Raw genomic sequence first — 24,379 nt, 5'->3', positions numbered from 1 at the left:
TTCTTTCCCATGTTCTCCGCCTCTCCCACGTCTCAAGCGTAGCCCCGATCCGGTTCACCGCGAGCGGGCGCTGTCTCTGTCAGGACTCGAGGGCGTGCCTCACGGCGACGGTCACCAGGGTCGAATGGAGCGACACCGACAGTGCCGCGATCTCCCGCGCCAACTCCGCGGCCCGGTCACGGGCATCGGCATCGCCCTGGCGGGCCACCGGGCCGGCGATCTGGGTGATCAACCCGGTCTGCCGATCCGCCGCCGTGCGGAAACCCCTGAGGTGGCGCACGTCCACCCCGTGCCCGGCCAGATCGTGCGCGGTCCGCGCCACCAGGACCGCTTCGGGGTCGAAGAAGCCGCCGGGCCCCGCCGCGATCAGGCCGGCGTCGATCAATGCGTCGACCAGTGCGGCGTCCACCCCGGACTGCTCGACCACGTTCTCGCGGGTGAGCCTCTTCAGGGTGTCGCTCCGGAAATCGTCCGGGGCGGAGCCGGGGACGCCGTCCTCACCCGACCGGGGCCGCAGCGCGGTGGTCGACCCGTCGGCGATGCCGGCGTCCAGTGCGTCGAGTTCCTGCCGGATCACCTTGAGCGGCAGGTACCGATCGCGCTGGGCGGTCAGTACGTACCGCAGGCGCTCGCGGTCCTCGACGCTGAACCGCCGGTATCCGCTCGCCGTGCGCTCAGGGGTGACCAGCCCCTCGTTCTCGAGGAACCGGACCTTCGACACCGTCAGGTCCGGGAACTCCGGACTCAGAAGTGCGATGACGCCCCCGATGGAGAGGTACTCCTCTTTCGGGGCGCCCTGTCCGGCGGCGGTCACTGCCCGGGCGTACCCGTCAGGAAGACGAGGCGGAACTTGCCGATCTGGACCTCGTCGCCGTTGGACAACGACGCCGAATCCACGGGCTCACGATTGACGTAGGTGCCGTTCAGCGACCCCACGTCGACGACGGTGAAGGTCTCGCTCTCGCTCCGGAACTCGGCGTGCCGCCGGCTCACCGTCACGTCGTCGAGGAAGATGTCGCTGTCCGGGTGCCGTCCCGCGGACGTGGTGGCCTGGTCGAGCAGGAACCTCGACCCCGCGTTGGGGCCACGCTTGACCACGAGCAGCGCCTGCCCCTCCGGGAGCCCCTCGACACCGGTGACGGCGGAGTCGGACTGGGCCGCCTGCTGGTCGGATTCGTTGAGGAGCTCGGCACGGAACACCGAGGTGGTCTCGGCGGTCGCCTCGGGCATGTTCTTGTTCTCGGTCACGTTCGTATCTCCTCGTCCGAGCCCAGCGGGGGCTCACCGTGCGGTGCTGTTGATTCTATGTCGGAGTCCCCGGTCGCGGGGCCCGGGGGCGGCGACTACCCGCTCAGCCCTCGGTGATCTTGGCGTACCCGTCCGAATCGAGGGTCTGCTCGAGCTGGGACTCCAGGTCGTCCACATCGGCGATCTCGAGGACGACGATCCACCCCTCACCGTACGGATCCGAGTTGACCAGTTCGGGAGACGTCTCGAGGGCGGTGTTGACCTCGACGACCTTGCCGCTCAGTGGCGCGTAGAGGTCGGACACGCTCTTCGGCGACTCGACCTCACCGAAGGGCTCACCCGACTCGGTCTCCCCACCGACGTCCGGGAGTTGGACGAACACGATGTCACCCAACTTGGACTGCGCGTACTCGGTGATTCCGATGCGCACGCGGGTGTCCGACACCCGCTCCACCCACTCGTGCTCATCGGTGTACCTGAGCTGGTCGGGGATGTTCTGATCGCTCACTGACGCGCCCTTCTCGAGTGGCTCACTTCGAATTCCATCTGGCGACATTACACACCGTCGGGCGCCCCCACATCAGCCGATCGGGCCCCGCGCGGGGGAACCGCCCGCGCTATCCTCGACGCCTGCCAGACGTAGATGCCCCCGCTCCAGGCGTACAGGCCGACACCCCAGTACAGGCACGCCTCCCCCACGAGTTCGAAGGCCTGGCCTCCCGGTACTCCGGCGTGGCCGGTCAGCAGCAGCGGGAGCGACCAGAACAGGGCGAAGGTCGCCGCCTTGCCCAGGTAGGTGACCTCGGGTTCCAGCCCCCGCCGGCGATAGACCGGGAGCGTGGTCGTCAGCAGGAGATCACGCGCGATCAGCACCACCACGATCCACACAGGGATGTATCCCGCCACAGCGAAGGTGACGGGGACGGCGGCGACGAGGATCCTGTCGGCGATCGGGTCCAGACGCTCGCCCCAGGTCGAGCGCATGTTCCACAGGCGGGCGATCTTGCCGTCGAGCCAGTCCGAGACCACCAGCACCCCGAGTATCCACAACGCCAGGGGTGGGTCATCCCACGCCAGGATGCTCAGGACGAGAACCGGGATCAGCGCGATGCGCCCCAGGGAGATCGCGTTGGGCAGCGTCCAGAACCGGTCGCTGACCTCCGGGACCCTCGCCGGCGTGTCAGGCCCCAGGCCGGGCGGGACCGCCGCGGACAGGTGACCGTCCCGGGGAGGGGGGATCCTGGCCCCGAGGACCTTGCCCTCGCCGGTCCGCCATTCCCGGAGGTCGGTCTCCCGTCGACCGTCACGCGCCGCGCTCATCGGAACGTCGACATCATTCCGGAGAAGACGTTCCCCCCGGCCGCCATCGGGTTGTCGTGGACCATGTAGGTCCAGGTCGAGGTGGGTCGTGCCATGGAGTTGGCCTCGAGGTCCACCCCGGAGTCGGTGAACTCGATCTCGGCGAAGGTCGTCTCGGACTCGCGGACCGCGTCGGCAGCGAGATCACGGAAGTGGTCGATCGCGATCCGGTGGAACTCGTCGAGGGGGTTCTCGCGCCCCAGCGCGCGGAGGTGGATCGATTCGCGGACGTCGTTCATCGTTTCGAGATGTCGCGCCCAACCACGGTCGAGATGCCACAGCATGATCTCGCGGCATCCCTGCACCACCGCGTCGCGGCCGTGCGCCTCCACCAGCCGGGCACTCCGTTCGGGATCATGGGCCGTGAGTTCCTCGAACGCCTTGTCCGTGCGGAGCAGCGCGGCACGTCGCTCGGCGAGGATATCGCGCTGTTCGGCGAGGAGGCGGCTGTAGCGCCAGGTGTTGGCGTGGATCTCCAGCATCTGCCCCTCCGTCACCCGCTGCGCGTGATCGACGGCGTCACGTCCGCGGTTGCCCTTGAGCAACCCGGTGATCCGGTCGTGGGCGGTCGGGATCTTCTCGGGTTCGAGCGCGGAGGTCACGACGGGGTCGTCCATGGCCGCGAAGAACACCGAGCTGCCCGGGTCGCCCTGCCGTCCCGCCCGTCCCCTGAGCTGGTTGTCGAGTCTCTCGGTCCGGTGCCGGCCGGTGCCCACCACGTGCAGTCCGCCGAGTTCCACGACCTCGTCGCGCCGCGACTCGTCGGAACCACCGAGTCGGATATCCGTCCCGCGGCCGGCCATCTGGGTCGAGACGGTGACGTTCCCCACGTCACCCGCCTCGGCGATGATCGCCGCCTCCTCCTCGTCGTTCTTCGCGTTGAGGACCGCGCAGTCGACGCCCTTCTCTGCCAGCCGCTCGGCCAGTTCCTCGGACTCGGCCACGTCGTGTGTGCCCACCAGGACCGGCTGGCCTGTGGCGTGGACCGTCGCGATGTGCTCGACCACGGCGCGGGTCTTGCTGTCGGTGTCGATGTAGGTCCGATCGGCCTCGTCGAACCGGATGTTCGGGGCGTTGGAGTCGATCTGGGACACGCCCAGGGAGTAGAACTCGCGCAGCTGGGCACCGGCGGCGAGCGCGGTACCGGTCATGCCGCACACCTTGTCGTACCGCCCGATGAAGGCCTGGACCGTGAGACTGTCCAGGATCTGGCCCGCCTCGGACACCGGGACGCCCTCCTTGGCCTCCACGGCGGCCTGGAGTCCGTCCGGCCACCGCTGGAGCTCGGCCACGCGCCCGCGCGAGGCGTTGACCAGTTGCACCCGTCCGTCGCGGACGATGTAGTCCACGTCCCTGCGAAGGAGGAAGCATGCGTGGAGGGCCACGTTGACCTGCACGAGGGTGGTACCGACGTGGTCGGCGTCGTACAGGTCGGCGATGCCGAGTTCGGTCTCGATGGCCTCGGCGCCGTCCTCGGTGAGGAAGATGTTGCGCCGCTCGGAGTCGGTCTCGTAGTGCCGCCCCGGGCGCAGTTTGCGCACCGCGGCCAGGACCTCCCCCGTCGGCGCCTCCCCGGAGGTGGAACCCGCCAGGACCAACGGCACGAGAGCCTCGTCCACCAACACCGAGTCGGCCTCGTCCACGAGGGCGACGTCCGTCGTCGGGGAGATGAGGTCCGACGGGTTCGTCACCAATTGCTCCCGGAGTACGTCGAAACCGATCTCCGAGACCGAGCCGTAGGTGACATCGCAGCCGTAGGCGACACGCCGTTCATCTCGTGTCGAGGATTCGGTGACGTGGCCGACCGACAGTCCCAGCAGCTCGAACATCGGCCCCATCCAGCGGGCGTCCCGGGCGGCGAGGTAATCGTTGACGGAGACGACATGGACGGTGTGGCCCTGGAGGGCGTACCCCGCCGCCGCCACCGCCCCGGAGAGCGTCTTGCCCTCACCCGTCGCCATCTCCACGACGTCGCCGGAGAACATGCGCAATGCGCCCTGGAGCTGGACGTCGAACGGCCTCAACCCCACAGTCCGGGCGGCGGCCTCCCTGGCCAGTGCGAGGAAGCGGGCGAGGTCCTCGGGAGGATCCCCGAAGAGCTGCAGGTCGTGCGCCGTGTCCGCGAACTCGCCGTCGTCCAGTCCCGCCGCCCACCCGTCGTACTCGTGCGAGGCCTCGACCGCGCTCTGCGCGCGCGAGGTGTCGCGTCCCTGGGTGGAGCCCATGAGCTTCCAGAAGCGGTTGGCCAGTCCCACGCGTGGAATCCTTCCCGGTCACGAACAGATGCGTCCACCGTACGCAGGCGGGACGCGGGCGGGGACGTGCCCCGCCGGTCACGACGTCTAGCGCTCCGGGTCGATCTGGCCCCGCAACCGCCGCATGGACTCCGTCGAGAGCATGCGATCCCCCGCCCTGGCCGCGAGATTCTCCGCCACCACGTCCGCCGGTGAGGGGCGGTAGGGCGTCGAGGGCGAGGCCACACCGTTGTCGCGTGCGATCCCGGCGAGACGGTCCGCCTCGGCCACCGCGGCATCCGCCCGTGACTCCACCGACTCGACGAGCTCGCGGAACGCGACCGCCCGGTCGACGACCTCCACCCACACCCCGTCGATCGACGTGCCCATGCCGGTCAGGGTGGTGAATCCGTCGCTCGCAGGCGGCACCCCGGCCGTCGCCGCCGCTTCGCGAAGTCGACACAGGTCCCCTGCGAGTCCGACCACCTCGGCCTCGGCATCGAACTGCAGCCGGATCTCCTCGACCGACCGTCCGCCCCGCGCGTAGGCGCGGTACAACCGGTCGTACAGACCACCGACCTCCATGAGCGTGGCCGTGTACATCTCCGGGATCCGGCGCCGGTCCGCCCGGATGTGCGGGAGCGAGGGCAGCGACTGGACCACCGACTGCACCCGCTGTGGCAGCACCACCCTGCCCATCTCACGCTGACCCCTGGCCGCGGCGACGGTCCCGAGTTCTGCGAGGGTCCGGGGCACGAGCGGAACGGCGGCCATCGTCGGCGTCGATGCCAGTGCGTCGAACAACCGGCCGCGGTCATCGGTGTCCAGGTGCACGCCGCGCCGACGGTCGGCGCGGATGTCCTTCACCCGGAACGCCCAGACGCCGGTACCCCGTGTGAACCCGGTCCGCAGGACGAGATACCTCCGGTCGAGATCCGCCAACCGGGTACGCAACGCCATCCGCAACATGGACGGCACCGGGGTGCCGAGGATCCGTCGGAGGTCGTGGCGTTGTTCCTCGATAATCCGAACCTGGTGGAACCCGTTGACCGTCGGGAACGGGAGATTGCGGTGCAACCGGGCCAGGACGACGTCGCCGATGCGGGGCTCGACCAGCCCGCAGGCCACGAGCAACGCGGCCCTGTCGGACAATTCCGCCACCGGGGCCTGCCCCTCCCCCCGGCACATCCGGTCGACGTCGGACACGATCCGGTCCCGTGCCGTCTGTGGCGTGCGCTCGTCGACCATGCCCCTCCTCGCCCGCGCGTCCGGCGCGCGGCTCCTCTCACGGGATTCCTATCGGTTACAACGGTAGGCCCCGGCCCGGTGTTCCCCGGCACCACCACCGGGCCGGCGCGTCAGAGGTACTGGTCGACCCAGGCGCTGATGATCTTCGCGGCTCGCTGTGCCTGCCCGTCCACCGTGAGGAAGTGGTCCGACCCCTCCAGCGAGACGAAGCTGCGCGGGTGGAGCGCCGCCCGGAAGATCTGGGCGGCGTTGTCGATGCCCACCGTCGCGTCGGTGGGCGAATGGATGACCAGTAGTGGCCGGTCGAGGGTGTGCACCCGGCCGATGAGGTCTGCCCGGCGCACGTCCTCGACGAACTCTCGCTTGAGGGTCATCGCGCGGCCACCCATCGACCAGGTGCCACTGCCCTCCTCCAGGACCGTGCCGGCGATCGCGTCGTAGTGCCGCTCCACCTCGGCGGGCTCGGCGGGCGCCCCGATGGTGACCACCGCCCTGACGCTCGGTATCTCCTGCGCCGCCAGGATCGCCGCGGCCCCGCCCCACGAGTGGCCGACGAGCAGATCCGGCGGGGTCCCCCGGTCTGCCAGGAACTCCGCGGCACGCACCGTGTCGGCCACCTTCACGGAGAACGACCCGTCACCCAGGACACCGTCGGACTCACCGATGCCGAGATTGTCATAGCGCAACATCCCGATCCCCTCCTCGGCGAGGCTGCGGGAGATGCGGAACGCGGCCGGCGAGTCCTTGCCCAGTGTGAAGCCGTGCACGAACAGCCCCCACCCGCGCTGCCCGACCTCGGGGGCCTCCAGCGCGCCGGCGAGCTCGGGGCCCCTCGTACTGGTGAACCGAACATCCTCTGTCATGCCCGCCATCACACCCGGCACGGCATAGCGGGGTCAAGGCCGAGGTAGCGACCACGACCGGGAACCGGACCGCGCCCCTCCCGTGCACCAGGGGACGCCAGAGCCGACAGATACGACGAAACCCCGGGTCAGATTTCTCTGACCCGGGGTTTCTCCGTGTCGGGCTGACAGGATTTGAACCTGCGACCCCTTGACCCCCAGTCAAGTGCGCTACCAAGCTGCGCCACAGCCCGTCCGCCACCGCGGCTCGCGCGGCGACTCGATTACCCTAGCGCACCGGTTCCGTCGGACTCCAATCGGCAGGTCACTTGCGCTGTCGACGCTCCTTGACCCGCACGTTCACCCGGACCGGGGAACCATCGAAGCCGAAGGTCTCACGGAGCCGACGCTCGAGGAAGCGCCGGTACCCGGCCTCGAGGAACCCCGTGGAGAAGAACACGAACGTCGGGGGCCGGGTGGTGGCCTGGGTGCAGAACCTGATCCGCGGCAGACGACCACCACGCATGGGCGGCGGGGTCGCGGCGACGACCTCGCTCATCCACGTGTTGAGGGGCCCGGTGGGGATCCGCTTGTCCCAGGAGTCCAGCGCCGTCTCCATCGCGGGCACGAGCTTGGCCAGGGCGCGGCCGGTCCTGGCCGAAATGTTGACCCGGTGGGCCCAGCTCAGCACCCGGGACAGTTCGCGGTCGATCTCCTTGTCGAGGTCGTACCGCCGGTCCTCGTCGACCAGGTCCCACTTGTTGAACGCGATCACCAGCGCACGGCCGGCGTCGGCGACCATGGAGATGACCCGGAGGTCCTGCTCCGTGATGGGCTCGGAGGCGTCGAGCAGGAGGACGACCACCTCGGCCGCCTCGATCGCACCACGGGTACGCAGCGAGGCGTAGTACTCGTGACCGTAGGCCTGGTTGACCTTGCGGCGCAGGCCGGCGGTGTCGACGAACCGCCAGGTGCGTCCCCCGAGCTCCACGAGCGAGTCGACGGGGTCGACGGTGGTGCCGGCGACGTTGTCGACCACCGACCGCTCTTCGCCGGTCAGCTTGTTGAGCAGACTCGACTTACCGACGTTGGGCTTGCCGACGAGCGCGACGCGCCGCGGCACATCGGTGGCCTCGCGCATCCTCGCCTTGGACGGCAGCTGCCGCAGGATCTCGTCGAGGAGGTCTGCCGTGCCGCGACCATGGGCGGCGGAGATGGCGTGAGGCTCGTCCAGGCCGAGGGACCAGAACTCGGCCGCCTCCAGTTCGGCCTTCTCGCTGTCGACCTTGTTGACGGCGAGGATGACCGGGGTGTCGGACCGACGCAGGCTCTTGGCCACCGTTGCGTCGGCGGCGGTGATGCCCACCGTGCCGTCGCACACCAGCACGATGAGGTCGGCCGTGCCCATGGCGATCTCGGCCTGCTGCGCGATGGAGCGGTGCATGCCCTTGGCATCCTGCTCCCAGCCACCGGTGTCCTGCACCATGAAGGTGCGGCCGTTCCACAGTGCCTCGTAGGAGACCCGGTCGCGGGTGACGCCCGGGACGTCCTCGACGACGGCCTCCCGGCGGCCGATGATGCGGTTCACCAGGGTGGACTTCCCGACGTTGGGTCGGCCGACGATCGCGACGGTGGGAAGGATCTCCACGCCCTCGGTGACCGCCCCGATCTCGTCGGCGAACTCCGCGGCGACCGCCTCCCAGTCGGTGTCGTCATTCCAGCCGTCCTCGATGGTCTCCTCACCGGGACCGGCGGGCAGGTCGAACTCGGGGTTATCCTCGTTGGTCGGCATCATGCGTTCCCTTCTGCGGTGGCGCCGTGCGACGCGTGGATTCCCTCGGCGAGCGCGACCAGGCGGTCGAGCACCTCGTCGAGGGTGAGGTCTGAGGTGTCGATGACGACGGCGTCGTCGGCGGGCCGCAGCGGGCTCGCGGCGCGAGTGGAATCCTTGCGGTCGCGTTCGATGACGGCGGCCAGCACCTCGTCGTAGTCGGCCTCGCGGCCGGCGGCGAGGTCCTGGTCGGTGCGGCGCCGGGCGCGCACCTCGGGGCTGGCGGTGAGGTAGACCTTCACCTCGGCGTCCGGCAGCACCACGGTGCCGATGTCGCGCCCCTCGAGGACGACGGTGCCCCCGCTGGAGGCCAGCCGCCGCTGCAGGAGGACCAGGTTCTCGCGGACCTCGGGTACGGCGGAGACTGCCGAGACCTCGGCCGTGACGCGGGCGGTGCGGATCTCGTCGCTGACGTCCACACCGGCCAGCAGGACGCGCTCGGCTCCGGCGTCGGTGCCGATCTCCAGCGGGAGGTCGGCGGTCGCGGCGATCACGGCGGCCGCGTCCTCCGGGTCGATCCCGGCGCGCAGGACCTGCAGGGTCGCCACCCGGTACATCGCGCCGGTGTCGAGATAGGCGCCGCCGATCCGCCGGGCCAGCGTGCGGGCCAGGGTGGACTTCCCTGTCCCGGCAGGGCCGTCGATCGCGATGCGTCGACGCGCGGTCGGGGCGCTCGGGGCGCTCACAGGCCGACCGCCTCGTACAGGTCGGAGACCTCTTTTCGGCCCAGCTTGCGGAAGGTGCCCGCGCGCTGGTCACCGAGCGCGATGGCCCCGAACCGGGTCCGGACGAGCGCCTCGACCGGGTGCCCGACCTCGGCGAGCAGCCGCCGGACGATGTGCTTGCGACCCTCGTGGAGCACGACCTTGACCAGCGAGCGCCCGTCGTGGACGTCGAGGATCGAGAACTGGTCGACCTTGGCGGGTCCGTCCTCCAGCGTCACCCCGGCGCGCAGCTGCCTGTTGACGCCCTTGCCCACGACGCCGGTGACGGTCGCCATGTAGGTCTTGGAGACCTCGTAGGACGGGTGCATGAGGCGGTGCGCCAGCTCGCCGTCGTTGGTCACCAGGAGCAGGCCCTCGGTCTCGGCGTCGAGACGCCCGACGTGGAACAGTCGCTGTCCGGCGTCCACGCGGTCCGCGACGAGGTCGCCGACGCAGGGCCGACCCTTCTCGTCGGACATGGTCGTGTGGTAACCACGAGGCTTGTTCAGTGCGAGGTAGACCAGGGTGTCGTCCAGGACGATGCGGGTGCCGTCCACGCGGATGACCGCCGTGGCGGGGTCGACCTTGACGCCCATCTCGCGCACCTTCTTGCCGTCGACCTCCACCCGCCCCCGGGCGATGAGCTCTTCGGAGGCCCGGCGGGAGGCGACCCCGGCCTGGGCCAGGATCTTCTGGAGGCGGACCGGTGCGCCGTCTCGGCCAGCGGATTCAGTCATGAAAACGTCACATCTCTTCGTCGTCGTCTCGGGGTGTGGGGTCGGGCGCCGCGGTTCGGCGCCGCCCCAGTGGGATCCGCGGATCGTCCGCGGGGTCGTCGCTCATCTCGTCGACCAGGTCGACATCCGGCAGCAACGGGGCGATGTCCGGCAGCTCGTCGAGCGACGTGAGTCCCAATCTTTCCAGAAATAGCTCTGTGGTCCTATACAGGATGCCCCCGGTGTCCGCATCTGTGCCGCATTCCACCGCCAGCCCGCGCGCCACAAGTGTCCTCATCACGCCGTCGACGTTCACCCCGCGGACCGCCGCGACCCGCGACCGGGTGACCGGCTGCCGGTAGGCGATCACGGCCAGGGTCTCCAGCGCGGCCCGGGTCAGGGTGGACCTCGTGCCGTCCGTGAGGAGTCGCTCGACGTACGGCGCGAGCTCACGACGGGTGTAGAGACGCCACCCGTCCCCGGTGCGCCGCAGGTCCATCCCGCTCCCCGCGGCGGTGAGCTCGTCCCTCCACGCCCGCAACTCCGCGTCGACCTCGGCGACCGTCGCCCCGGCGGCCGCGGCCAGCAGGCCCTCCGGTGTCGGCTGGTCCACCACCAGCACCAGGGCCTCGAGTCTGGCCCGCAGAGGCGGCCCGTCCGACTCCGGCCCACCGCGCTCGTCGTCGTCCCCCATCGATCCCTCCGGCTCGGGGTCCCGGGGCTCCGTCACGTCGCTCACGTCCATTCGTCCCGTCCCTTCGTCACCTCGTCAGCGTCCCCGCCCGTCCAGCTCACCAACAGGTCCCCCAGTGCCTCGTCCTGGGCGAGCGCGACCGCGCGCGCCCGGTACAACTCCAACAGGGCGAGGAACCTGGCGACGACGACGAGGGAGTCGTCGCACCCCGTGATCAGGTCGCGGAAGTCCACCCACCGACCCTCGCCGTGGAACTTCAACAGCTCCAGGACACGGCCCGCCTGCTCGGGGACCGAGACGACGGGGGCGTGGATGTGCCCCACCCCCACCTCGTCGACCGGCCGTGGCCGGAACGCGACCGCGGCGATGGTGGCGAACTGGTCGGGATCCACCCCGAGCTCCACCTCGGGGAGCAGTCCCAGGAACTCCTCGTCGGGCCCGGCGGTCCTCGGGTACGCGTGGCGCGCGGTGCGGTCGAGCTCACCGAACAGCTCCGCGACCTGACGGAACGCCCGGAACTGCAGCAGGCGGGCGAAGAGCATGTCCCGGGCCTGCAGCAGGGCCAGGTCCTCGGGATCCTGGACCTCGCCGGACGGGACGAGGCGGGCCGTCTTGAGGTCGAGCAGTGTCGCCGCGACGACCAGGAACTCGGTGACCTCCTCGAGCCCGGCCTCCGTGCCCAGGCGGCGGGTGTGCGCGATGAACTCGTCGGTGACGGCGTGGAGGGCCACCTCCGTGACGTCGAGGCGCTTGGAGTCGATGAGCCCCAGCAGCAGGTCGAACGGACCGGTGAAGTTGGTCAGGTGGACGGTGAACGCCCGCGGGTCCCCGACCTCCGTCGCCGACCCGACCGGGTCCTGACCCGACGGGGGCCCGACGCCGGTCACCGCCCGGTCACCTGCCGCGCTGGATGACCTCGCGCGCCAGGGCGCGGTAGGCCTGCGCACCCGCGGACTTCGGAGCCCACGTGGTGATCGGCTCGCCGGCGACGGTGGTCTCCGGGAACCGGACGGTGCGGGTGACGAGGGTGTCGAACACCTTGTCTCCGAACACCTCCACGACCCGGCTGAGCACGTCGCGGGCGTGGACCGTCCGACGGTCGAACATCGTGATGAGGATGCCTGTGAGGTGCAGTCGGGGGTTGATGCGGTCGCGCACCTTGTCGATCGTGTCCGTCAGCAGCGCCAACCCGCGCAGCGAGAAGTACTCGCACTCCATGGGGATGAGCACGCCGTCCGAGCACGCCAGCGCGTTGACGGTGAGCAGGCCCAGCGACGGCTGGCAGTCGACGAGGACGAAGTCGTAGCGGTCCAGGACCGGGTACAGGGCGCGGCCCAGCGCCTGCTCGCGACCGACCTCGTTGACGAGCTGGATCTCCGCGGCCGACAGGTCGATGTTGGCGGGGATGAGGTCCACGCCCTCGACACGGGTCCGGACCAGGACCTCCTCCGTCGACACGGAGTTGTCCACGAGCAGGTTATAGACGGTGAGATCGAGCTGGTGGTGCGGGATGCCCAGGCCCGCGGACAGCGCCCCCTGGGGATCGAGATCCACAACGAGCACCCTGCGGCCGTACTCCGCCAGTGCCGCCGCGAGGTTGATCGTGCTGGTGGTCTTGCCGACGCCGCCCTTCTGGTTGCACATCGACAACACCACGGCGGGCCCGTGCGAGGACAGTGTTTCCGGTTCGGGGATCGCGGAGAACCCCTCGCCGGCCGCCGGGTCGTCGGCGCCCAGGAGCTCGGCGCGGGAGAACAACGCGGGGTCCATCGCCCCAGTGTTCAGCGCCACCGCATCTCCTCTCCTCGCCGTCTCACCCGTGCCGTGTCGAGCGTGCCGTCTCGAGCGCGCCGGGCCGTATCCACGGTCACGTTACCGTGCCCGGGGGTGACACTCGGCCCAGACCTCTCGGAGCGTGTCGACGGTGACGAGGGTGTACACCTGCGTGGTGGTGACCGAGGAGTGTCCCAGCAGCTCCTGGACCACACGGATGTCCGCCCCGCCGTCGAGGAGATGGGTGGCGAACGAGTGCCGGAACGAGTGTGGTGAGACGTCCTGCTGCACACCGGCGCGTCGTGCCGCGACCGACACCACGTTCCACAGGGTCTGCCTGGTGACGCGCCCACCGCGGGCGTTGAGGAACAGGGCCGGGCCCCCTCGGGTGGCGAGCGCGGGTCGGGCACGCACCAGATAGGCCCCCACCGCCTCGCACGCCGGACGCCCGACCGGGACGATCCGCTCCTTACCACCCTTGCCCCGCAGGATCACCGCTCCACCGTCCGGGTGGTCGAGACCGTCGAGGTCGTCGACGTCGAGCCCGACGAGTTCGGCGGCCCGGGCACCGGAGGCGTAGAGCAACTCGAGCATCGCGCGATCGCGCAGGCGTGCGGGGTCGGTGTCCGTCTCGGTGGCGCCGGCCGCCTCGATCACCGCGATCATCCGGTCGACCGGCAGTGCCTTGGGGAGCCGCCGCGGCGGACGGGGCGGGGTGACGGCGGCGGCCGCGTCGAGGGCGGTCACCCCGTCACGGGTGGCGAACCGGTGGAGACCGCGGACCGCCGCCATGGTCCGCGCGATCGAGCTGGGGGCCAGGGCCTTCCGTCCCTCGTCCGGGTCGGCGGTGGCCAACCGGGTGCGGAACTCCTCCACGTGCGCCTCGGTCACGGACGTCAGGTCGTCGACGCCCGAAGCCGCGAGATAGCGGTGGTACTTCTCCAGGTCGCGGCGGTACGCGGCCAGGGTGTGGGCCGAGGCCCCCTTCTCGACGGCGAGGTGGTCCAGATACCCGCGGATCTGCACGGTGGCGCCGCCCTCCGAGGTCACCGGGGGTCCGATCCCGTCAGGACCGGTCGATCACCGAGTGGGCCGCGAGGATGCCGGCCACGGCGATACCATTGACGATCCGGCCGTCCAGCACGGCGTCGACGGCCTCGGCGAACGGCATGCGCGCGACCTCCATGTCCGCCTCCTCGTGCTCCGCCTCCGGACGCTCGACCTCGCGGAGACCGGTGGCCAGGTACACGTGGACGCGCTCCGTGCAGAACCCCGGGGACGGGACCATCTCGATGACCGGGCGCCAGTGCTCGGCCTCGAGGCCGGTCTCCTCGACGAGCTCACGGCGCGCGGTCGCCAGGGGCTCCTCGCCGTCGACGTCGCACAGACCCGCGGGCAGTTCCCAGAGTCGCTCCCCCACGGCGTGCCGGTACTGCCGGACCAGGGTGATCCGGTCGTCGTCGTCGAGGACGATCACCGCGACGGCGTCGTCGTGCCCACAGATCTCCCGGTCCGCGGTGCCCCCGCCCGGCATGGTCAGGGTGTCCACGCGCAGCCGCACGACGCGACCGTCGAAGATCTCACGGCTCGCGACGGTCCGGTAGTCGTGAGTCCCGGGGGCACCGCGCTCGGACACGCCGGTCAGCTCCCGTCCGCGCGGGTGTCGGAGGTCGCCTCGGTGTCCACCTCGTCGGCACGGACGCTGGACGTCTTGGCGTCCGGTGCGTCCACGGTCTCCGGGCCGGTGTCCCCGCTCTGACCGGTGCGCCACGGTTCGACGGGCAGTCGCATCTCGTTCTCGTAGTCGAGCGCGGCCTTGATGAACGCGACGAACAACGGGTGGGGGCGAGTCGGACGCGACTTGTACTCCGGGTGAGCCTGGGTGGCGACGAAGAACGGGTGCTGCTCGCGCGGGTACTCGACGAACTCGACCAGGTGCCCGTCCGGGGAGGTCCCCGAGAACTGCAGGCCGGACTCGGCGATCTTGTCGCGGTAGGCGTTGTTGACCTCGTAGCGGTGGCGGTGGCGTTCGGTGATCTCGGTGGACCCGTACGCCTCGGCCACGACCGAGCCCTTGGTGAGCGTGGCCGGGTAGGAGCCCAGACGCATGGTGCCGCCGAGGTCGGCGTTGCCGGCGACCGCGTCCACCTGGTCGGCCATGGTCGAGATGACCGGGTGCTCGGCACCGGGGTCGAACTCGGTGGAGGAGGCACCCTCGAGGCCGACCGAGCGGGCCGCCTCGATCACCGAGCACTGCAGTCCGAGGCACAGGCCGAGCAACGGGATGCGGTTCTTGCGCGACCACGAGATGGCGCCGAGCTTGCCCTCGATGCCACGGATACCGAACCCTCCGGGGATGAGCATGCCGTCCACGCCCCGGAGCGCCTCGCGTGCGCCGGCCTCGGTGGTGCAGGCATCGGACTCGACCCACCGGATGTTGACCCGGGCGTGGTGCGCGAAGCCGCCGGCGCGCAGTGCCTCGGTGACCGAGAGGTAGGCGTCGGGCAGGTCGATGTACTTGCCCACGAGGGCGATCTCGACCTCCTCGCGCGGCTCGTGGACGCGCTGGAGCAGATCGCCCCACACGGTCCAGTCCACGTCCCGGAACGGCAGGTTGAGACGCCGGATGACGTGCGTGTCGAGGTGCTCGTTGAACAGCACCTTGGGGATGTCGTAGATGCTCGGGGCATCCGGGGTGGACACGACGCCCTCGAGGTCCACATCGCACATCAGCGCGATCTTGGCCTTGAGCCCGTCGGTGACGTCCCGGTCCGAGCGCAGGATCAACCCGTCCGGGACGATGCCGATCGAGCGCAGCGCGGCCACCGAGTGCTGCGTGGGCTTGGTCTTGAGCTCACCCGACGGGGCGAGGTACGGGACCAGCGACACGTGCAGGAAGAAGATGTTCTCGCGGCCCACCTCGTGACGGACCTGCCGGCACGCCTCGAGGAAGGGCTGGGACTCGATGTCGCCCACGGTTCCGCCGACCTCGGTGATGACCACGTCGGGGCGACGGCCCTGGTCGTCGGGGTCACCCATCGCGATGATGCGGTCCTTGATGGCGTCGGTGATGTGCGGGATCACCTGCACGGTGTCACCGAGGTACTCGCCGCGGCGCTCCTTGGCGATGACCGCGGAGTACACCTGCCCGGTGGTGACGTTGGCCTTCGCGTCCAGATCGCGGTCGAGGAACCGCTCGTAGTGACCGAGATCCAGGTCGGCCTCGGCGCCGTCCTCCGTGACGAACACCTCACCGTGCTGGAAGGGGTTCATCGTGCCGGGGTCCACGTTGATGTACGGGTCCAGCTTCTGCATGGTCACACGGAGACCGCGGGCGGTGAGCAACTGCCCGAGACTCGAGGCGGTGAGCCCCTTGCCCAGCGACGACGCCACGCCGCCGGTGACGAAGATGTGCTTGGTCTCGGACCGCGATGCGGTTCGGTTCAGTGCCAAGGGGACTCCCGTGTCCATACGCCGGAATGGATGAATGCTGGTGTGGCTCCGGTGCACCCCACGGGGCTTCAGGCTATCACCGCTCCGGCGTCGGGGGGAGCGACGGCGCCGCGGCGGTCGCGTCCGGCCTCAGCCCGTAGTGGCCCTGCCCACCGTCGAGCTGCTCCGCCAGCGCCAGCGTCGTCGCCAGACGTCCCGCCTCGGTACCGGCGTCATCGATGGTCGAGACGTCCTCCTCCGCCGAGGACCGCAGGATGCTGACCGCGTCGCGTCCCCCGGAGTCGCCCGTCCGCACCGCGACCACCGCACCGGCGCCCTCACCGTCGAGGGTGCGGGCCAGGGCCGCGACACGGACCCCGGTCGATTCCTCGTCCCGGGGCCCGGTCACGACCAACGCCAGCTGGCCGGGCCGAAGGGTCCCGGGTTCGTAGCCGATGATCCCCGCATCCGCGAGGGTGGTGAGGACCGTTTCCCGGTCGTCGTCCTCGAGGTGCGGTTCCGCGTCCTCGGCGCGCAGCAGCCCCGCGCGACCGAGCGCCGTGCCCAGCTGGGTACCGAGGTCCGCATCAGCGGCCGGGGCGGTGCCGATGGGCAGGTTCGCGACGAGCGCCTGGAGTTCCGCGTCCGCCTCCGGGTCGACGGCCTTGTCCGTCAGGGTGACGCGGCCGGCGTCGATCCCGCCGGCGGCGTCGATGACCTCGCGGGCCGCGGAGACGTCCTCGTCGGAGGCGCCGGGTGCCACGATCGTCAGGACCGGCCTCCCGTCGAGCCGACCGTCCACGACGGCCGGGGTGAGGTCTCCCGCCAGCGAGTCGAGTCGGTCGACGGCGAGCCGCTCCGCGGCCAGATCGTCCTGCGACGCCTCGAGCCGCGCCGCCGTCGTCTCCTCACGCTCGACCACCGCGTCCCGGATGGACGTCGCCACGGACGTCGACCCGAGGACGACCCCCACCGCGAGAGCGAGAAAGACGGCCACCAGCGTCAGGACGTGGCGACGCAGGGAGATCAACGGAAGAGCCCCTGGACCCAGAGCGCGAAGGAGTTCCAGGTCTCGACGGCCCAGATGAGCAGGTCCGCGGCGGCGTCCCGGGCCACCACGACCGCGGCGACCGCGATCAGGGCGGCGAGCACGACCAGCGCGAGTCCGATCCCGGCGCCACGCGACCGGTACAGGGTCGCGCAGGCGTCGGCGTGGACCAGGCGGGAGGAGACGGTCGTGTCGACCATCGTGGACGAGGGCGCGGACGAGTCGCGGAACGCGTTCTCGAGTCCCCTGTCGTCGCCGGTCACCACGATCATCTCGGCGCCCCCGTGGTAGGCCAGCAGCAGCGCCATGTCCCTCGCGGTCGCCGCGGCGGGGAATGTCGTGGCCCCCAGTCCGAGCTCTGTGATCTTCTCGAGGCCCTCGGCGCGCCCGTCGCGGTCGGCGGGTACCACCAGGACGGCGCCGTCGGTGAGGACCTCGTCGGACACGTCCGTGGGGGTCGCGACGACGACGTCGGCCGTCAGCCGAGCGGAGCGCAGGAACTCCGCGCCGGCACCCACGCCGACCAGCAGCGGTCGGTACTCCCGGATGAACGGCTTGAGCTCGGCGAGCTGGCCGCGCGCGGCCGCGTCACCGGTGACCACCACGACGTGACGGTCGGTGAAGTCGACGTCGATCGACGGGAGGCCCTCGCCGTCCAGCAGCAGCGGGTGCTCGAGGCTGAGGAACTCGGTGGCGTTGGCCAGGTGCGCCAGCGCCGACTCGACGTACCCGCTCTCCGCGGCGTCCACCTCAGCGAGGAGTGTGGCCGGGTCGACCTCGCGGCCGCTCGTGATCTCGTCCTCGGACTTGACCGAGTAGACGACGCCGTCGTCGATCCGCACCCGGGTCCCGTCGGCGACCCCGGACAGGTCCGCGTCCTCGATGACCGGGATCGTCGACGCGGCGAGGATCCGGAACGCGGCGCGGGGGAGCATCTCCTCCCCCTGACGGGGCACGTGCACCACTGCCGCCACCCCGGCGTCGACGAGAGCGCGGGCGGTGTCGGCGGGCGCGCGGTTGAGATCGAGCACGGCGACGTCCTTGGCGCCGAGCTTCCTGGGGACCTGTGACCCCACCTCGATCTGGCGGACGGTGCCCACGACACCGGCGAGGTCAGTGGAACGACGGCTGAGCAGACCCGACATCTTCATGCGCCGAGTATCACGCGTGTGATTCACGTGACCAGGGAGGTCTGCCCGGCGTGTCGGATTAACGGTCGACTTGAGCTTGAGACTTTTCCCGTTGTGCCTTCTCCAGCAACTCCCGCGCATGTGCCAGACCTGTGTCGGTGTCCTCCATACCGGCGAGCATCCGGGCGAGTTCGGTCACCCGATCGGAGTCGGCGACCGCCGTGACCCCGGAGACGACCCCGTCCGATCCCCCGGCGCCGGTGTCCTTGTGCACGACCAGGTGCGTGTCGGCGTACGCCGCGACCTGGGCGAGGTGGGTCACCGCGATGACCTGGTGGGTTCTGGCCAGTCTGGCCAGCCGCTTACCGATGCTCAACGCCGCCCGGCCGCCCACTCCCGCGTCGACCTCATCGAACACCAGGGTCCCTCCCCCGGATCTCTCGGCCAGCACCACCTCGAGCGCGAGCATCACCCTCGACAGCTCGCCTCCCGACGCGCCTCGGCCGAGCGGGACGATGCCTGACGGCCCGTCGAGCGCCAGCTCGACGTCGTCGAGACCCGACTCCGAGGCGCCGTCGAGGCCTTCGCCTGATCGGGTGACCCGGACCACGAGCCGGGCCCCGCCCATCGACAGCTCTGCCAGCTCGGCGGACACCCTCTCCGCGAGATCGTCCCCGGCGGCGCGTCGGATGCGCGTCAGTGTGGCTCCGCGCTCGTTGAGTTCGGCAGCGAGGCGCTCCACGGTGGAACGGAGTTCGGCGACGGCGGAGTCGGAGGTGTCGACCTCACCGAGCCGCGTACGGGCCCTGTCCGCCCACGCGAGCACGTCGTCGACATCGGTGCCGTACTTCCGGGTCAACGCCCTGAGATCGTGGCGTCGTTCCAATGCCGAGTCGAGGTCCGCCGCGTCGACCGGCAGCTCGGCCAGGTACAGGCCGAGCTCGGTCGCGGCATCTCCGAGCGCCGCGACGGCCTGGCCGATGCTGGTGGCGATCGGGTCGAGCGCGGGGTCACCGGCAGCGGCCAGACGGTGCCTCAACTGGTCGAGGACGCCCACCACCGGCTCGCTGGTCTCGCCGTCACCGGCGAGGACGTCGTGGGCCTGCCCCGCGACCTCTCGCAGTTCCTCGGAATCGGTGAGTCGGCGGATGCGGGCGTCGAGTTCGGCCTCCTCCCCGGGCTCGGGCCCCAGGGCATCGATCTCCTCGAGTCCCATCCGCAGCAGGTCGGCTTCCCGGGCCAGCTCACGAGCCCGACCGGTGCGCTCCGCCAGTGAACGCTCGGCGTCCCGCCACAGCCGATAGGTGTCGCGGTAGGCGTCGAGGGCCGCCCGCGCCTCGTCCCCACCGTGGGCGTCGATGGCGTCTCGCTGCCTGTCCGGACGGAGCAGACGCAGCTGATCGTTCTGGCCGTGCACGGCCAGCACCGGCGCGCAGAAGCGGGCGAGGGTCCCGGCGGGGACAGACCTCCCCCCGAGCCGGGCACGCGAACGGCCGTCCGCACCCACCCGGCGTGCGGCGATGACACTGCCGTCCTCGTCGAGTTCGACGTCGGTGTCCTCGAGCAACTCGTCGAGGTCGCGTCGGTCGGCGGCGTCCATGGTGGCCGTCGCGGCCAGGTCGAAGCGCCCTTCGACGAGTGCCTTCTCCGCACCGCGCCGGACACGCCCGGGGTCCGCGCGCCCTCCGGCCAGGAGCCTCAGTCCCGTGACCACCATCGTCTTGCCCGCGCCGGTCTCGCCGGTGAGCACCGACAGCCCGGGCGAGAAATCGGCCACGGCCTCGTCGATGACGCCGAGGCCGCTGATCCGAAGTTCCGTGAGCACGCACCCACCCTAGGTGAGGGGCCGGACAGCGGACCGCCCACGCCACCCGGTGACGGGCAGTTCGAACTTCGTGACCAGTCTGTCGGTGAACGGCGAGTCGTCCAGTCGGACCCACTTGACCGGGCGCGCGCCCCGCACCACCTCGACCCGGCTTCCCGGCGGGACGTCGACGAGGCGTCGTCCGTCCACCACCACCACTGCCGGGCCGGAATGCACCCCGGTCTCCACCGCGACCCTGGAGGAGGGTGCCACGACCATCGGACGGGCGAACAGCGCGTGGGCGTTGTTGGGGACCACGAGGATGGCGTCGAGTTCGGGCCAGACGATCGGCCCGCCGGCCGAGAACGCGTAGGCGGTCGACCCGGTCGGCGTGGAGACCAACATGCCGTCGCAGCCGTAGTCACTGACCGGTCGGCCGTCGATCTCCACGGACGCCTCGAGGACGCCCTGCCGGGAGACCTTCTCGATGCTGACTTCGTTGAGTGCCCAGTCCCGGGCCAGGACGGTGTCCCCGTGGATGACGGTGGCCTCCACCGTCATCCGTTCGACCACCCTGTAGTCCTTCGCCGCGATCTGCTCGACGACGCCACTGAGCGAGGAGACCTCCGACTCGGCGAGGAAGCCGATGTGTCCGAGATTGACCCCCAGGATCGGCACGTCCGCGGCGTTGGCGTACTGGCAGGCGCGCAGGAACGTGCCGTCACCACCGAGGACCAGGACGAGTTCACACCCTTCGGCGGCCTCGGGGATGTCAGGGACCGTCTCCACGCCCGCCCCCGTGGCGACGCTCTCGCTGGTGCCCTCCACCATCCGGACCGCGATGCCCCTGGTCGCGCACGCGTTGACCACCTGGGCGACGGTGGCGACGATGTCCTGCCGGGCGACGTTGGGGACGAGCAGGATCCTGCGCGAGTGCACCGGTCCGGGCGTGCCGTTCATTGCGGGCCCTCCTCTACTGCCGTCCGTATGGCCTGCTGCGCCTCGGCGCTCATCTCGAGTCGCTCTCCCGCGCCGACCTTACGGAGGTGGAGGAAGTACTCGACGTTCCCGGACGGGCCGGGGAGCGGGCTGGCGACGCATCCCAGCGGCTCCAGTCCGAGTGCCGCGGCAGCCCGGGCGACACCGGTGACCGCCTCGATCCGCAGTGCCGGGTCGCGCACCACACCGCCCTGGCCGACACGCTCGCGGCCCACCTCGAACTGGGGCTTGACCATCGGCAACAGGTCGCCTCCCGGGCGCACGCACGCTGCGAGCGCGGGCAGGACGAGTGCGAGCGAGATGAACGACAGGTCGGAGACCACGAGGTCCACCGGGCCACCGATGTCGTCCGGGGTCAGGGAGCGGACGTTGGTCTTGTCGTGCACGCCCACGCGCTCGTCGCTGCGCAGGCGCCACACCAACTGTCCGTACCCCACGTCCACCGCCTCGACGCGGGTGGCGCCACGCGAGAGCAGGACATCGGTGAACCCGCCGGTCGACGCGCCTGCGTCGAGACACCGAGCTCCGGAGACCGGCACGTCGGAGAACGCCTCGAGGGCTCCGACCAGTTTGTGGGCTCCGCGGGATGCCCAGTCCGGTTCATCGGAGGCGGTGAGCGCGATCGATGTGGTCGGCTCGACCTGGGTCGCGGGCTTGGTGGCTGCCACCCCGTTGACGATCACGCGCCCGGAATCGATGAGATCACGGGCGCGTTCCCGACTGTCACAGATCTTGCGGCGAACCAGTTCGGCGTCCAGCCGCATCCGCTTCGCGACCATCAGCGCCGACTGTCCAGCGCCGTCAGCGCCAGCGCGAGGAGCTCGTGGGCGGCGTCGAGGGCGGCCACCTGGTCGTCCCGGACAGATGAGCCGTCCGGTCCAGCGCCCTGGCCCCCGACGGAATCGGCGAGCAGATCGTCGAACGTCGAGCGGAGTTCGTCGGTGTCGGGGCCCGCGGGCCCGGGGCGTGGCTGTGGTCCGGGGGTCGTCACGGCCTACACGCTAGCCGACGCCGAGGCCTGCACCCGCCAGCCGGGATCGCAGGCCCTCGTCGGCCGCCCGGAATGCCTTCGACTCGTGACGCCACGCCAGTCTGACCACCGCACGGGCGAGATCGAGCCGATCGAGCGCCTCCGGCGCGCTGGTCAGGTGCAGGGCACCGTTCTCGACCGTTCCGTCCAACTCCACTGCGGCGTCGATCCGGCTGGCCTCCGCCGAGGCAGACAGTGCGGAGAGATCGTCCGCCAGGTAGGTGGCCCGGCTGTCGGGATCCGCGACCAGGAGATCGTCGACGCCGTGGACGCCGGTCAGCACCATGAGCGACGGCATCCCGGCGGCGACCGCACCCTGGATGTCCGTATCGAGGCGGTCACCGATGACCAGCGGGCGGGTCGAACCGACCAGATCCGCGGCGGCGGTCAACACGCCGGCGGCCGGTTTGCCCGCGACCAGGGGCTCGCGATCGGTCGCCGCACGGAGGGCGGCGACCAGGGACCCGTTCCCGGGGAGCAGGCCTCGTTCGGTGGGCAACGTGGCGTCCACGTTGGACGCGACCCAGGGCACACCCCGACGGATCGCCAGACATCCCTCGGCCAGATCCGACCAGGTCAGTTCCCGGGACAGTCCCTGCAGGACGATCTCCGGATCGTCGTCGGCGGACAGGACGACCTCGTACCCGGCCTGCCGGGCGAGGTCGCGGAAACTGTCGTGTCCCACCACCAGGACCCTGGCACCGGGATCGGCATGGTCCGCAGCCATCACCACCGCGGCCTGCGCGCTGGTCATGACGTCGTCGGCGCCGGCGGAGAAGCCGAGCGACCGAAGGTGGTCGGCGGTGTCCCCGGGCGAGCGGCTCGCGTTGTTCGTCACGTAGACCACGGGGAGCCCCGCGTTCGCGAGCGCCTCCGCGGCCCCCGGGATCGGCTGGCTACCGCGGATGAGAGTGCCGTCGAGATCGACGAGTAGGGCGTCGTGCCGTGCGGCCAGCGAAAGGGAGCTCAACTGACCTACGCCTCGAGCTCCGCGAGACGCGCCTCCGCGTCGGTGGTCCGCTCGGGGTCCGCGGTGACGGCGTGACCGAACCAGTCGGCCGCCTCCCTCTTGCGATCGGCGACGAGCAGCACCTCGGCGTAGGCGTAGTCGAGACGCGCCGCGGACTCACCGCGCGCGTCCTTGTCGAGGCCGGCGTCCTGGAGGGTCACCAGGGCCGCGTCCAACTGGCCCATGTCCACCCGGGCACCGGCCTCCACGATGCGGAGTTCGATGAGCTCGTCACCTTCGAGCAACCGGGATTCCTCTCCACGGGCCAGTTCGATGGCACGTTGGGGCCTCTCGAGGCCTCGTTCGCAATCGGCCATCATCGCCAGCAGGCCCGGCCCGCCGGAGATCCGGCGGGCCGCCCGGAGTTCGCTCAACGCTTCCGACCATTCGCCGGCGCGGTACGCCAACACACCGAGGGTCTCCCGGACGACACCGATGCGCCCGGCCCTGTTCTTGGCCGCGCGACCGTGCGCGAGCGCGAGCTGCGGGTCTTCGTCGACGAGGTACATCGCCGCCACCATGTGCTTGGCCACGGACTCGGCGTTGGACTTGTCCAGACTGCGCAGGTCCCGACGGATCTCGAGGTCGAGGTCGGCGGCCTCGATGTCATCGGGGAGCTGCGGCTCGTCAGCTCTGGCCGCCTGGCGTGCCTCCTGACCGGGACGACCTTCCGATCTACGGTCGTCTCCGGTACGGCCACCCCGCCGGGCTCCGCCCGGGGCGCCGGCTCCGCGTCGGTCTCCGCCGTCGCGTCGATTTCCGCCGCCGCGACCGCCGACGGGGGCCCGCCGGGGACCGCTTCCCCCGTCAGAGGCGGCACCGCGGCGTGCGGTGTCGTCGCCGGCGGAACGCGGACGTGCATCCTGTCGATCGGCCTGCTTCGCACCGTCCGACCGGCCTGTCTCCGAGCCGTCGTACCGCTTTCCGCGACGCTCGCCGTACGAGCTGTTGTCTCTCCGACGCTCCTGTGGCACCCGATCTCCCCGGCGGGGTACGTCGCGGTCGCCGCGTCGGGGCGAGCGGTCGGTGTTCTCGGACCGAGGTTCGTTCACGTCGTTCACCTTACGTGCGCCGGGCAGACCGGCACTGGAGTGGGTAGAAGGGTACAAATGCGACCAGCGGGAGGAACATATAGTCCCTCCCGCTGGTCATGAAGTTGTGTTCGGCGGTGACCTACTCTCCCACACCCTCACGAGTGCAGTACCATCGGCGCTGGCAGGCTTAGCTTCCGGGTTCGGAATGGGACCGGGCGTTTCCCTGCCGCTATGGCCGCCGTAA

At 70.6% G+C, this 24,379-nt stretch carries 24 protein-coding genes, 1 tRNA gene and 1 rRNA gene; all 26 read right to left on the bottom strand.

Annotated features, from left to right (window positions below; translation table 11 throughout):
• Window positions 1–79: 79 nt before the first annotated feature.
• A complete protein-coding gene (locus J1M64_RS00210) occupies window positions 80–814 on the bottom strand; it encodes a MerR family transcriptional regulator (RefSeq protein WP_069390215.1) in 735 nt (244 codons plus the stop codon).
• Window positions 811–1,230, bottom strand: coding sequence for an FHA domain-containing protein (locus J1M64_RS00205; protein WP_172812138.1), 420 nt, complete (start codon window positions 1,228–1,230; stop codon window positions 811–813). Before J1M64_RS00205 ends, J1M64_RS00210 begins: the two co-directional genes overlap by 4 nt.
• A 121-nt stretch (window positions 1,231–1,351) precedes the next feature.
• Window positions 1,352–1,756 (bottom strand): glycine cleavage system protein GcvH, encoded by a 405-nt coding sequence (gene gcvH / locus J1M64_RS00200; protein ID WP_067715784.1) that lies wholly within the window; start codon window positions 1,754–1,756, stop codon window positions 1,352–1,354.
• Between the two features lie 47 nt (window positions 1,757–1,803).
• A complete protein-coding gene (locus J1M64_RS00195; protein WP_083249829.1) occupies window positions 1,804–2,568 on the bottom strand; it encodes a CDP-alcohol phosphatidyltransferase family protein in 765 nt (254 codons plus the stop codon).
• The gene (gene secA2 / locus J1M64_RS00190; RefSeq protein WP_206471976.1) at window positions 2,565–4,862 is read right to left on the bottom strand and encodes an accessory Sec system translocase SecA2; all 2,298 of its coding nucleotides are present in this window, start codon (window positions 4,860–4,862) and stop codon (window positions 2,565–2,567) included. The genes J1M64_RS00195 and secA2 overlap by 4 nt, the downstream gene beginning before the upstream one ends.
• A gap of 87 nt (window positions 4,863–4,949) precedes the next feature.
• On the bottom strand, window positions 4,950–6,089 hold the full coding sequence (locus J1M64_RS00185; protein WP_069390217.1) for a hypothetical protein: 1,140 nt from the start codon (window positions 6,087–6,089) through the stop codon (window positions 4,950–4,952).
• 110 nt (window positions 6,090–6,199) lie between these two features.
• Window positions 6,200–6,952 carry a S9 family peptidase gene (locus J1M64_RS00180; RefSeq protein WP_069390231.1) on the bottom strand — a complete coding sequence of 251 codons (753 nt, stop codon included), beginning with the start codon at window positions 6,950–6,952 and terminating at the stop codon, window positions 6,200–6,202.
• Window positions 6,953–7,111: 159 nt separating this feature from the next.
• Window positions 7,112–7,185: transfer RNA gene (locus J1M64_RS00175), tRNA-Pro, on the bottom strand.
• A gap of 71 nt (window positions 7,186–7,256) precedes the next feature.
• Window positions 7,257–8,723, bottom strand: a complete 1,467-nt coding sequence (gene der / locus J1M64_RS00170) for a ribosome biogenesis GTPase Der (RefSeq protein ID WP_069390218.1) — start codon at window positions 8,721–8,723, stop codon at window positions 7,257–7,259.
• Window positions 8,723–9,448, bottom strand: a complete 726-nt coding sequence (cmk, locus tag J1M64_RS00165; RefSeq protein WP_206471975.1) for a (d)CMP kinase — start codon at window positions 9,446–9,448, stop codon at window positions 8,723–8,725. Before cmk ends, der begins: the two co-directional genes overlap by 1 nt.
• Window positions 9,445–10,287 (bottom strand): pseudouridine synthase, encoded by an 843-nt coding sequence (locus J1M64_RS00160; RefSeq protein WP_271800088.1) that lies wholly within the window; start codon window positions 10,285–10,287, stop codon window positions 9,445–9,447. Before J1M64_RS00160 ends, cmk begins: the two co-directional genes overlap by 4 nt.
• Entirely contained in the window at window positions 10,211–10,927 is a 717-nt protein-coding gene (scpB, locus tag J1M64_RS00155; RefSeq protein WP_206471973.1) for an SMC-Scp complex subunit ScpB, read from the bottom strand. Before scpB ends, J1M64_RS00160 begins: the two co-directional genes overlap by 77 nt.
• Entirely contained in the window at window positions 10,918–11,763 is an 846-nt protein-coding gene (locus J1M64_RS00150) for a ScpA family protein (protein WP_374220828.1), read from the bottom strand. Before J1M64_RS00150 ends, scpB begins: the two co-directional genes overlap by 10 nt.
• A 7-nt stretch (window positions 11,764–11,770) precedes the next feature.
• Window positions 11,771–12,646, bottom strand: a complete 876-nt coding sequence (locus tag J1M64_RS00145) for a ParA family protein (protein ID WP_067715749.1) — start codon at window positions 12,644–12,646, stop codon at window positions 11,771–11,773.
• Between the two features lie 102 nt (window positions 12,647–12,748).
• Window positions 12,749–13,699, bottom strand: a complete 951-nt coding sequence (locus J1M64_RS00140) for a site-specific tyrosine recombinase XerD (RefSeq protein ID WP_082923875.1) — start codon at window positions 13,697–13,699, stop codon at window positions 12,749–12,751.
• 16 nt (window positions 13,700–13,715) lie between these two features.
• A complete protein-coding gene (locus J1M64_RS00135; protein ID WP_206471972.1) occupies window positions 13,716–14,285 on the bottom strand; it encodes an NUDIX hydrolase in 570 nt (189 codons plus the stop codon).
• Window positions 14,286–14,290: 5 nt separating this feature from the next.
• On the bottom strand, window positions 14,291–16,120 hold the full coding sequence (locus J1M64_RS00130) for a CTP synthase (protein WP_069390223.1): 1,830 nt from the start codon (window positions 16,118–16,120) through the stop codon (window positions 14,291–14,293).
• A gap of 58 nt (window positions 16,121–16,178) precedes the next feature.
• Complete coding sequence (locus tag J1M64_RS00125; RefSeq protein WP_241260888.1) at window positions 16,179–17,111, bottom strand: copper transporter; 933 nt, start codon at window positions 17,109–17,111, stop codon at window positions 16,179–16,181.
• Window positions 17,108–18,280: a putative cytokinetic ring protein SteA gene (gene steA / locus J1M64_RS00120; protein ID WP_206471971.1), complete on the bottom strand. Its 1,173-nt coding sequence runs from the start codon at window positions 18,278–18,280 to the stop codon at window positions 17,108–17,110. Before steA ends, J1M64_RS00125 begins: the two co-directional genes overlap by 4 nt.
• Before the next feature lie 58 nt (window positions 18,281–18,338).
• Window positions 18,339–20,084 carry a DNA repair protein RecN gene (gene recN, locus J1M64_RS00115; protein ID WP_206471970.1) on the bottom strand — a complete coding sequence of 582 codons (1,746 nt, stop codon included), beginning with the start codon at window positions 20,082–20,084 and terminating at the stop codon, window positions 18,339–18,341.
• A 9-nt stretch (window positions 20,085–20,093) separates the two neighbouring features.
• On the bottom strand, window positions 20,094–21,023 hold the full coding sequence (locus tag J1M64_RS00110) for an NAD kinase (RefSeq protein WP_067715732.1): 930 nt from the start codon (window positions 21,021–21,023) through the stop codon (window positions 20,094–20,096).
• Window positions 21,020–21,841, bottom strand: coding sequence for a TlyA family RNA methyltransferase (locus J1M64_RS00105; RefSeq protein ID WP_067715729.1), 822 nt, complete (start codon window positions 21,839–21,841; stop codon window positions 21,020–21,022). The genes J1M64_RS00110 and J1M64_RS00105 overlap by 4 nt, the downstream gene beginning before the upstream one ends.
• Complete coding sequence (locus J1M64_RS00100) at window positions 21,841–22,053, bottom strand: hypothetical protein (RefSeq protein WP_067715725.1); 213 nt, start codon at window positions 22,051–22,053, stop codon at window positions 21,841–21,843. The genes J1M64_RS00105 and J1M64_RS00100 overlap by 1 nt, the downstream gene beginning before the upstream one ends.
• Before the next feature lie 10 nt (window positions 22,054–22,063).
• On the bottom strand, window positions 22,064–23,062 hold the full coding sequence (locus J1M64_RS00095; protein WP_069390227.1) for an HAD-IIA family hydrolase: 999 nt from the start codon (window positions 23,060–23,062) through the stop codon (window positions 22,064–22,066).
• Window positions 23,063–23,067: 5 nt separating this feature from the next.
• A complete protein-coding gene (locus tag J1M64_RS00090; protein ID WP_206471968.1) occupies window positions 23,068–24,153 on the bottom strand; it encodes a hypothetical protein in 1,086 nt (361 codons plus the stop codon).
• 108 nt (window positions 24,154–24,261) lie between these two features.
• Window positions 24,262–24,378: ribosomal RNA gene (gene rrf, locus J1M64_RS00085) — 5S ribosomal RNA — on the bottom strand.
• Window position 24,379 lies beyond the last annotated feature (1 nt).

This window comes from Dietzia sp. KRD202, from assembly GCF_017168155.1.
Taxonomy (GTDB): domain Bacteria; phylum Actinomycetota; class Actinomycetes; order Mycobacteriales; family Mycobacteriaceae; genus Dietzia; species Dietzia kunjamensis.
Note: the sequence above shows the minus strand (reverse complement) of the source record. Positions and strands in the feature narration are given on the sequence as shown.

Excerpts from the sequence above, each read along its gene's own strand:
- J1M64_RS00205 (WP_172812138.1), bottom strand. The coding sequence starts at position 1,230 with ATGCCCGAGGCGACCGCCGAGACCACCTCGGTGTTCCGTGCCGAGCTC.
- J1M64_RS00195 (WP_083249829.1), bottom strand. The coding sequence starts at position 2,568 with ATGAGCGCGGCGCGTGACGGTCGACGGGAGACCGACCTCCGGGAATGG.
- J1M64_RS00185 (WP_069390217.1), bottom strand. The coding sequence starts at position 6,089 with ATGGTCGACGAGCGCACGCCACAGACGGCACGGGACCGGATCGTGTCC.
- J1M64_RS00180 (WP_069390231.1), bottom strand. The coding sequence starts at position 6,952 with ATGACAGAGGATGTTCGGTTCACCAGTACGAGGGGCCCCGAGCTCGCC.
- der (WP_069390218.1), bottom strand. The coding sequence starts at position 8,723 with ATGCCGACCAACGAGGATAACCCCGAGTTCGACCTGCCCGCCGGTCCC.
- scpB (WP_206471973.1), bottom strand. The coding sequence starts at position 10,927 with ATGGACGTGAGCGACGTGACGGAGCCCCGGGACCCCGAGCCGGAGGGA.
- J1M64_RS00145 (WP_067715749.1), bottom strand. The coding sequence starts at position 12,646 with ATGGACCCCGCGTTGTTCTCCCGCGCCGAGCTCCTGGGCGCCGACGAC.
- J1M64_RS00130 (WP_069390223.1), bottom strand. The coding sequence starts at position 16,120 with ATGGACACGGGAGTCCCCTTGGCACTGAACCGAACCGCATCGCGGTCC.
- steA (WP_206471971.1), bottom strand. The coding sequence starts at position 18,280 with ATGAAGATGTCGGGTCTGCTCAGCCGTCGTTCCACTGACCTCGCCGGT.
- J1M64_RS00110 (WP_067715732.1), bottom strand. The coding sequence starts at position 21,023 with ATGAACGGCACGCCCGGACCGGTGCACTCGCGCAGGATCCTGCTCGTC.
- J1M64_RS00105 (WP_067715729.1), bottom strand. The coding sequence starts at position 21,841 with ATGGTCGCGAAGCGGATGCGGCTGGACGCCGAACTGGTTCGCCGCAAG.